Genomic DNA, 8,322 nt, shown 5'->3' on the forward strand with positions numbered 1-8,322 from the left:
TCGCCGAGATTTCGTGCAGCCAATGCATCTGCGCTTTCTGATAGTCGAGATCGCGAACGAGGGAGCTCGATAGGGTCCGATAGAAGAGCGCACGCTTGATCTCGACCGCCGGCCGGAGGAAATATTCTCGACGGACATCCAGGGCGCTGGCAAGGGAGTCCCACGCGTTTTCGTCAGGCGCGCTTGCTCCATCTTCCCACCGCGCCTCAGTACTCGGACTCACGCTCAAGCGCCGCGCCAAGGCAGACTTGCTCGCAATACGACGCGCCGCTCGCGCGACGGTCAGCCGCTCAGGTACAAACCCTGGAATTCCTAAACCCATCTGCTTCAACCTTGAACGTGGTGTAATTGCGCCGGTTACCCGGACTTCTTGTCTGCACCCTTACGGGCGGGTGCCTCCGGCGGCACAAATGGCTTCACGTCTTTTCTAAGCGTTACTGACGACTTTGGCCGCTCTGCAACAGGAAGTGCTGCCGGCTTCTCGGTCTGCGCACCTGTATGCACGGCCAGGAAAGTCTCAACCGGCTCGTAAATGAGGAAGGAGGTGTAGCCAGAGTCGATCACACCCACGGCGATCTCGTCTAGGAGGCCAGCTTTTTCCCGATTGCGAGAGATCAGCAGGAGCGCAAACACGTCCCCAACTTTCGGCCCACTGCCGCCAAAATCCAGACGCGGAGAGAGACTGTAATTGATGCTGACGCCAGCTAGCCGGGACATATTTTTGATAGGCACGACCTTTCGGTCTGGCATCGCCGCCAGCCCAAGAATAACGCCACGTCCGTCGACTTCGAACCGCATGAAGGGCTGAAATACCTTAAGCTCGGTATTCGGGATAATGCCGCCATCGAGCAGTTTTCCGTTATGGAGGGCGCACACCTCCTGGAAGCCCTGCTCCATCATCCGGAAGCGCGCCTGTCCTTCGAGTTCCCGCGCACGCTTTTTGTCGAGCCCAGAGCGGTCCCTGACCATCTCAAACGCCTTTACGGCCTCGGCTCGAACCCGGTCCTCAAGATCCAGTATCAACTCTTTCTCAAACGCGCGCCGGAGCAGTTGGTGGATGGGAGTCGGCATCAATCGGCGTCCTATGAGTTGCACATATGCCGATTTGTACGACGTATTTTTGCACGAAGCCAGAAAAATTACCGTTATTTGTGCGGATTTGTGATAGGGTGGTCCAGCCGCCACGACGGCGACATGGAGAACTTTCATGGCAAGCAAGGACCAGCTGTATGTTGAGCGTCGGCCACAAGGCGATTATGCGGTGCGCCGGCCAAATTCCGAGCGGGCGAGTGCGGTTGCACCTACGCAGGCAGAAGCTATCATCCGCGCACGGGAGCTGAACCCCGGTCATGCGCCTAGTGTCGAGCGCGTGCGCTATACTTCTGTCGGCAAGCCAGATCAGTGGCGTAAAGCGTGACGAAGATGACGGGAGGCGGTGATTTTACCGCCTCCGACCTTGGACCCGCTACAAATCGAAGTTCAACACGTCAGGCAGCATCGCGTCGGTGAGCACACGCCAACGGATTCGTCGACTATGTCCAACATCGAGATATTCCGACCTTCATAATCTATGACGGCGCTATTTTGATTAAAATCAATTATATGCGTAAATATAAGTAATATAATATTCTGTGAATTGAATTGACTTCTGAAGTCGGCGCTATTTTGCCTATCTTACGACCAATTCAAATGCCGCTTTGTGTGGTTTTGTACCTGGAAGTGGAGTGGCAAACATCCACCCATGCCGACGATACAGAGGGGCTAGCCCGCACCCCACGCCCCACCCTAAAAGACCCCATGACCGCCACACCCCTCGTGCGCTTCGCGCCGTCCCCCACCGGCTACCTGCACATCGGCAATGCCCGGCCCGCCCTCCTGAACGCGCTGTTCGCGCGGGCGCGGGGCGGGCGCTTCCTGCTGCGGCTCGACGACACCGACCGGGAGCGCTCGACGCAAGAATTCGCGCACGCCGTGGCGGAGGACCTCGCCTGGCTCGGGATCGTGCCCGACCTGTTCGCGCGGCAATCCGACCGGGTGGCGCACCACGATGCGGCGGCCGAACGCCTGAAGGCCTTGGGGCGGCTCTATCCCTGCTACGAGACGCAGGAGGAACTGGAGCGCCGGCGCCGGCGCCAGCTCGGGCGCGGCCAGCCGCCGATCTACGACCGCGCGGCGCTCAGCCTCACGGACGCCGAGCGCGCCGCCCTGGAGGCGGAGGGGCGGGCGCCCCATTGGCGCTTCAAGCTCGACGCGCGGAGCGTGACCTGGGACGACCTCGTGCGGGGCCCGGCCCATGTGGATTGCGCCTCGCTCTCCGACCCGGTGCTGATCCGGGCGGATGGCACTTACCTCTACACGCTGCCCTCCGTGGTGGACGACGCCGAGATGGGCATCACCCACGTCATCCGGGGGGAGGACCACGTCACCAACACGGGCGTGCAGGTGCAGATCTTCGAGGCCTTGGGGTGCGCGGTCCCGGTCTTCGGCCACCACAACCTCTTGACGACGGCGGACGGGGAGGGGCTCTCCAAGCGCCTCGGCCACCTGTCGCTCAGGGGCCTGCGCGAGGCGGGCTACGAGCCGGGGGCCGTGCGCTCGCTGGCGGTGCTCACGGGCACGGCCGAATCCGTGCGCGCCGTGGCGGGCCTCGACGAACTGGCCGGGCTCGTCGACCTCGCGCAGATCTCGCGGGCGCCGGCCAAGTTCGATCCCCACGAACTCGACGGGCTCAACGCCCGCCTCGTCCACGCCATGGCCTTCGCGGAGGTGGCGGCGCGGCTCGCCGACCTCCGCGTGGAGCCGGCGCGGGCGGAACGCTTCTGGGAGGCGGTGCGGGGAAACCTCGCCAAGGTCTCGGAGGCCGGCGGCTGGTGGCGCGTGGTCGCCGGGCCCGTCGTGCCGGTCGTCACCGATCCGGGCTTCATCGCCGCCGCCGCCGCCGTGCTGCCGGCGGAGCCCTGGGACGGGGAGACCTGGAAGGCCTGGACGAATGCCGTGAAGGCCGCCACGGGGGCCAAGGGCAAGGCCCTGTTCATGCCGCTGCGCCTCGCCCTCACGGGCCTGGAGCACGGGCCGGATCTCGCCGGCCTGCTGCCGCTGATCGGGCGGGACGCCGTGGTGCGTCGGTTGTCCGCCGAGGCCTGAGCGCCGGGCTGCGGTGCACGCGCACCCGCCCCGCCGGCCCGGGTGACTGTCGCGGACGAGGCGGGGGGCTTATATGCGGGCCTGACACCGCCCTCTTTACCGAGACCCCGACACGATGAAACCCGATCCCGCCCCGGCGGCACCGGCCGGCGCCACGCCGTCCGCGCGCCCCGGCCTCGTCGCCACCTATCGCCGCCTCTGGCCCTATCTCTGGCCCTACGGCCGGCCCGACCTGCAGCGGCGGGTCTTCCTCGCCTTCGGGCTGCTGATCGTCGCCAAGTTCGTCACGATGGTGACGCCCTTCACCTTCAAGTGGGCCACCGACGCCCTGGTGGCGCTCACCGACCGCAAGGCGGGCGACGCCATCCCCACGGGGCTGCTCGCGGCACCCATGCTGCTCATCGGCCTCTACGGCCTGTCGCGCATCCTCATGGCCGGGCTGACGCAGGTGCGCGACGGGCTGTTCGCCAAGGTGGCGATGCACGCCGTGCGCCGCCTGGCGCTGCAGACCTTCGAGCACATGCACCGCCTGTCCCTGCGCTTCCACCTGGAGCGCAAGACCGGTGGGCTCACCCGCGTGCTGGAGCGCGGGCGCGGCGGCATCGAGGAACTCTCGCGCCTGATGGTGCTGACCCTGGTGCCCACCATCGTCGAGTTCCTGCTCGTCATCGGCGTGCTCGCCTACGAGTTCGACTGGATCTATTCGGTCGTCGTCTTCGTGATGGTGGCCACCTACCTCGCCTTCACCTGGAAGGCGACGCAGTGGCGCATCGAGATCCGCCGGCGGATGAACAATTCCGACACCGACGCCAACACCAAGGCGGTGGACTCGCTCCTCAACTTCGAGACCGTGAAGTATTTCGGGGCCGAGCTGCGGGAGGCCGAGCGCTACGACGTCTCGATGGCGAAGTACGAGAAGGCCTCGACGCAGACCTACGTGTCGCTCGCCGTCCTCAACGCCGGCCAGGCGGTGATCTTCACCGTGGGCATGACGGTGGTGATGTGGCTGGCGGCGCGCGACATCATGGTCGGGCGCACCACCATCGGCGGCTTCGTGCTCGTCAACACCATGCTGGTGCAGCTCTCGATGCCCCTCAACTTCATGGGCATGATCTACCGGGAGATCAAACAGGCGCTGATCGACATCGACGACATGTTCCAGATCCTGCACCGCAACCCGGAGATCGCCGACCGGACGGGGGCCGCGCCGCTCGCGGTCTCCGACGGCGTCGTGCGGTTCGAGGACGTCCACTTCGCCTACGATCCGGCCCGGCCCATCCTCAAGGGCGTGAGCTTCGAGGTGCCGGCGGGCCGGACGGTGGCCATCGTGGGCCCCTCGGGGGCGGGCAAATCCACCCTCTCGCGGCTGCTGTTCCGGTTCTACGAGCCGCAGAGCGGGCGCATCCTGGTCGACGGCCAGGACATCGCCGGGGTGCGGCAGGCGAGCCTGCGCGCAGCCATCGGCATGGTGCCGCAGGACACGGTGCTGTTCAACGACACCATCGGCTACAACATCCGCTACGGCCGCTGGGACGCGAGCCCGGCGGAGGTGCGCGCCGCCGCGTCGCTGGCGCAGATCGACCGCTTCATCTCCGCCCTGCCGGAGGGCTACGACACGCCGGTGGGCGAGCGCGGCCTGAAGCTCTCGGGCGGCGAGAAGCAGCGCGTCGCCATCGCGCGCACCATCCTGAAGGGCCCGCCGATCCTCGTCCTCGACGAGGCGACCTCGGCGCTGGATTCCTTCACCGAGCGCGAGATCCAGGACGCCCTCGATACGGTGAGCCAGGGCCGCACCACCCTGGTCATCGCCCACCGGCTCTCCACCGTGGTCAACGCCGACGAGATCATCGTCCTCGATCGCGGCGTCATCGTCGAGCGCGGCGACCACGCCACGCTGCTGGAGCGGGACGGCGTCTACGCCTCCCTGTGGAGCCGACAGCGCGAGGCCGACGCCGCCCTGGAGATCCTCCAGCGCACCGAGGCGGACCTGCCGGCGACGAAGAAGCCCGCGCCCGTGCCGGTCCCGGCCGAATAGGCGGGCCCCCGCGAAACGCTCAGCCGCGCGTGCCGTCCTGCGGCACCGCCGCCGAGCCGTCGCTGGGCAGGACGAAGATCTGGCCCGGATAGATCAGGTCCGGGTTGCGGATCTGCGGCTGGTTGGCATCGAAGATCACGGTGTAGCGCGTGCCCTTGCCGTAGATGCGCCGGCTGATCTGCCAGAGGCTGTCGCCCCGTACGATCCGCGCGGTGCCGATCTCCGGCACGAACACGGTGCGGGGTCCCTCCGGGGGCGTTGCCGGAGCGACCGGGGGCGCCATCGCGGCGCCGCCGGACGTCACGGCCTCGGCGGAGCGCGCGGGCGCATCGGCCTGGGCGGTTGGCGTGCCCGAGTCTCGCGGCGTGGCCGGGTCCCGGGCGGCTTGCCTGACGGGCTCCTGCTTGACGGGCTCTTGCTTGACGGGCTCTTGCCTGGACACATCGCCCGGCGCCTTCGGCACTGTGGCTGGCGGCAGGGCGGGGGGCTCCGGCGTTCTCGGCCGCGCCACCGGGGCCGGACGGGCGCCCAGGCCCGCCACCCTGTCCGGAGCAGCGCTGGCGGCATCCGGCGACGCCTTCGCGGGCGGCTTGGCCACGGCGACCGGCACCGCGAAGGCGACCTCGGAGCGCGTCTTCACCTTGCCCGAGACCGGATCGACCTGATCAACGCGGATCTTGTAGTCGCCCGGCTGGACGCCACGCCCGATGGTGAAGGTGACGCGTCCGTCGGGGCCCGCACTGCCCGGCGCCACCAGGGTGTCGTTGAGGTAGAGCCGCACGGTGGCGCCGGGCTGGGCCTGGCTGGTGACGTAGAGCCGGCCCCCGTCCTCGGCCTCGACGCTGACGATCTTGACCGCCGCCGCCTTGTCCGACGCGGCCGCCTCCGACCCCGGCTTGGTCTCGGCGGGCTTTACCGCCTCGCCCGGCCGCCCCGGCTGGGCTGGCGTGGTTCCCGGCGCCGGCTTCGTGACGCCGGGTCGCGTGCCGTCGCCGGGCATGGTCGTTGCGAGTTGGCCGCCGGGCGGCTTGGCGCGCCCGGCCGTGTCCGTCGCGGGCGCGGCGGCGTCCGGTTGCGAGAGCACGATGGTGGGCTTGTCGGGGGAGGTCAAGGCGATGAGGGGCTTGGCGGCGCGGTTGGCCGCGACCACCACCGCCACGCTGTCGCGCGAGACGCTGATCCGGCCGTCGGCCCCGATCACCCGCAGGGTGATCTCACTGTTGCCGGTGGGGAGCGCCGGCGGCACGAGGGCGAACTGCCCGGAGGGGTCGACGAGCGCACGGGCAATCGGCGCGTTGTCGCGCAGCAATTCGACGGTGGTGTTGGGCGCCGCCCGGCCCGCGATCACGGCTTCGCCATTGGGCTCGATCCGGATGATGTCGAAGCTCGGGGCCTCGCCGCTGCGCGGAAGGGGCGGGCCTCGATCCGGCGCCGGAGGCGCCTCCAGGGCCGCCAGGGGCTTTCCCGCGGTTGAGGCCGCCCCCTCCCCGGGGCGGGGGGCCGGCGCGGCCGGAGTTTTCGGGTCGGCCGTCTTCGGGTTGGCGGAGGTCGGGTCGATTGCTTTCGTGTCTTCCGCCTTCGTGTCTTCCGCCTTCGGGTCTTGCGCCGGCGCGCCGGCCGGGGGCACGAGGGTGCCGTCCGTGGACCCCAGGCCCACGGGTGTTCCGAGGCCGCGCTTGAACAACGTGCCGGCACCGTACAGGGTGACCACCAGGGCAAAGCCCGCCAGAAGCCCCACGCAGGCGAGGAAGATGCTCCGTCGCAACTCCGCCCTCATGACACGCCACTCCCTCGTCCACCGGCGCGGCGGCCGAAATCCCGCCGAACGGGGATCGGGCCCGTCGACAAACCGGCGATGGATGGCGACATATTAACGAACATGACCGGAACACCAAATCACACCCGCCGCGATCTGGGCGGATCTCCCGTGAAATCAGCAGTTTGGCTCGTGGACGGGGCGACGCGCGCGCCGGCCTCGGCGCATCAGGGAAGTTCGGCATGGCTCCGTTGAGGACGGTCTGCGTCTATTGCGGCTCCGGGTTCGGGGGCGACCCCGCCTTCACGGCGGCGGCCGAGACCCTCGGCAAGGCGCTCGCGGAGGCGGGCCTCGGCCTCGTCTACGGCGGCGGCAATGTCGGCCTGATGGGCACGGTGGCGCGCGCGGTGATCGAGAACGGCGGCCACGTCACCGGCATCATCCCCGACTTCCTGAAATCCCGCGAGCGCATGCTCGACGAGATCCAGGAGACCATCGTCGTCGAGGACATGCACACCCGCAAGCGCCTGATGTTCGAGCGCTCCGACGCCTTCGTGGCCCTGCCGGGCGGCATCGGCACCCTGGAGGAACTCGTCGAGCAACTGACCTGGGCGCAGCTCGGCCAGCACCGCAAGCCCATCCTGCTGCTCTCGGTGGCGGATTTCTGGACGCCGCTCCTGACGCTCCTCGACCACATGCGCGCCCACGGCTTCATCCGCGAAGGGCTCGACCTGAGCTACCTCGTGACCCGCGAGGCCGCCGACGTGGTGCCGGCCCTGCGCGACGCGGCCGGCGCCGCCGAGCCGGCGCCCGCCACCGAGGCGCTGGTGGTGGAGCGGTTCTGAGACACCGCTGTCCCTGAGCGGGGCCGCACCCGCACACCGACGCTTCGCCCCGCCTCGGTTTCCGAATGAGGGCGGGTGTCGACCGGATCGCCGGTGACGCCGCCTGCGAAATCCGGGCGTCCGCGCGTCGACGCCGGGCCGTGCCCTGTCGCGCATCCGCCCGGGACTCGGCGGAAAATCCCGCGCCGGGTGGCGAGCCGGACCCAGGCCCTTCGCCGCGAAGCGGACGTTGCGCCTCCGACCGACACAGGTCGTCACAGCCGACCCTCGTCACGCTCGAAAGCGGACTTCGATTCCGGATTTGCTGGGCGGTGGCTATCCCCCAAATGCGTAGCCATCGCTTCTTAGAAAACCATTGGTCTAGGCGATCGCCACGCACCAGCCCGTGAAGACATCTTCGAGCTGTCGGCGAGCGATAACTTTCTTTAGAATAATTAGTACTTGTTGCTGCGAAAGCACGCGCCCACAACCGCGCAAATCAGGCTCTTGTTCACGCCTGCGTGATGAACTAACCGCATCGATGGTCGCTGTATCGATCGGCA

The 8,322-nt window shown here is 68.0% G+C and carries 8 protein-coding genes; 4 read left to right on the forward strand and 4 right to left on the reverse strand.

Annotated elements, in window-relative coordinates; all coding sequences use genetic code 11:
* Window positions 1–322, reverse strand: a 322-nt coding sequence (locus tag JWQ05_RS07290; RefSeq protein ID WP_299656820.1) for a helix-turn-helix transcriptional regulator, incomplete at its 3' end; no start/stop codon positions are given.
* A 35-nt stretch (window positions 323–357) separates the two neighbouring features.
* Window positions 358–1,071 carry a hypothetical protein gene (locus JWQ05_RS07295; RefSeq protein WP_299656823.1) on the reverse strand — a complete coding sequence of 238 codons (714 nt, stop codon included), beginning with the start codon at window positions 1,069–1,071 and terminating at the stop codon, window positions 358–360.
* Window positions 1,072–1,207: 136 nt separating this feature from the next.
* Between JWQ05_RS07295 and JWQ05_RS07300 the strand changes: the two genes are divergently transcribed.
* The 3 genes from JWQ05_RS07300 to JWQ05_RS07310 all read left to right on the forward strand — a co-directional run bounded on the left by JWQ05_RS07300 (window position 1,208) and on the right by JWQ05_RS07310 (window position 5,179).
* A complete protein-coding gene (locus JWQ05_RS07300) occupies window positions 1,208–1,417 on the forward strand; it encodes a DUF2188 domain-containing protein (protein ID WP_299656826.1) in 210 nt (69 codons plus the stop codon).
* Window positions 1,418–1,797: 380 nt separating this feature from the next.
* On the forward strand, window positions 1,798–3,144 hold the full coding sequence (gltX, locus tag JWQ05_RS07305) for a glutamate--tRNA ligase (protein ID WP_299656829.1): 1,347 nt from the start codon (window positions 1,798–1,800) through the stop codon (window positions 3,142–3,144).
* Window positions 3,145–3,259: 115 nt separating this feature from the next.
* On the forward strand, window positions 3,260–5,179 hold the full coding sequence (locus tag JWQ05_RS07310) for an ABC transporter ATP-binding protein/permease (RefSeq protein ID WP_299656832.1): 1,920 nt from the start codon (window positions 3,260–3,262) through the stop codon (window positions 5,177–5,179).
* Between the two features lie 19 nt (window positions 5,180–5,198).
* On the opposite strand, the gene JWQ05_RS07315 is transcribed toward JWQ05_RS07310, so the two are convergent.
* Window positions 5,199–6,956, reverse strand: a complete 1,758-nt coding sequence (locus JWQ05_RS07315; protein ID WP_299656835.1) for a LysM peptidoglycan-binding domain-containing protein — start codon at window positions 6,954–6,956, stop codon at window positions 5,199–5,201.
* Window positions 6,957–7,177: 221 nt separating this feature from the next.
* Between JWQ05_RS07315 and JWQ05_RS07320 the strand changes: the two genes are divergently transcribed.
* Window positions 7,178–7,780 carry a TIGR00730 family Rossman fold protein gene (locus tag JWQ05_RS07320; RefSeq protein ID WP_299656838.1) on the forward strand — a complete coding sequence of 201 codons (603 nt, stop codon included), beginning with the start codon at window positions 7,178–7,180 and terminating at the stop codon, window positions 7,778–7,780.
* A gap of 360 nt (window positions 7,781–8,140) precedes the next feature.
* Here the strand turns inward: JWQ05_RS07320 and JWQ05_RS07325 are convergent.
* A partial coding sequence (locus JWQ05_RS07325; protein ID WP_299656841.1) for a hypothetical protein occupies window positions 8,141–8,322 on the reverse strand: 182 nt, incomplete at its 5' end.

Source organism: Methylobacterium sp. (assembly GCF_028290105.1).
Lineage (GTDB): Bacteria > Pseudomonadota > Alphaproteobacteria > Rhizobiales > Beijerinckiaceae > Methylobacterium.

Bases quoted from the DNA above. Each gene is read 5' to 3' on its own strand.
- JWQ05_RS07295 (WP_299656823.1), bottom strand. From the start codon at position 1,071: ATGCCGACTCCCATCCACCAACTGCTCCGGCGCGCGTTTGAGAAAGAG.
- JWQ05_RS07300 (WP_299656826.1), top strand. From the start codon at position 1,208: ATGGCAAGCAAGGACCAGCTGTATGTTGAGCGTCGGCCACAAGGCGAT.
- gltX (WP_299656829.1), top strand. From the start codon at position 1,798: ATGACCGCCACACCCCTCGTGCGCTTCGCGCCGTCCCCCACCGGCTAC.
- JWQ05_RS07310 (WP_299656832.1), top strand. From the start codon at position 3,260: ATGAAACCCGATCCCGCCCCGGCGGCACCGGCCGGCGCCACGCCGTCC.
- JWQ05_RS07315 (WP_299656835.1), bottom strand. From the start codon at position 6,956: ATGAGGGCGGAGTTGCGACGGAGCATCTTCCTCGCCTGCGTGGGGCTT.
- JWQ05_RS07320 (WP_299656838.1), top strand. From the start codon at position 7,178: ATGGCTCCGTTGAGGACGGTCTGCGTCTATTGCGGCTCCGGGTTCGGG.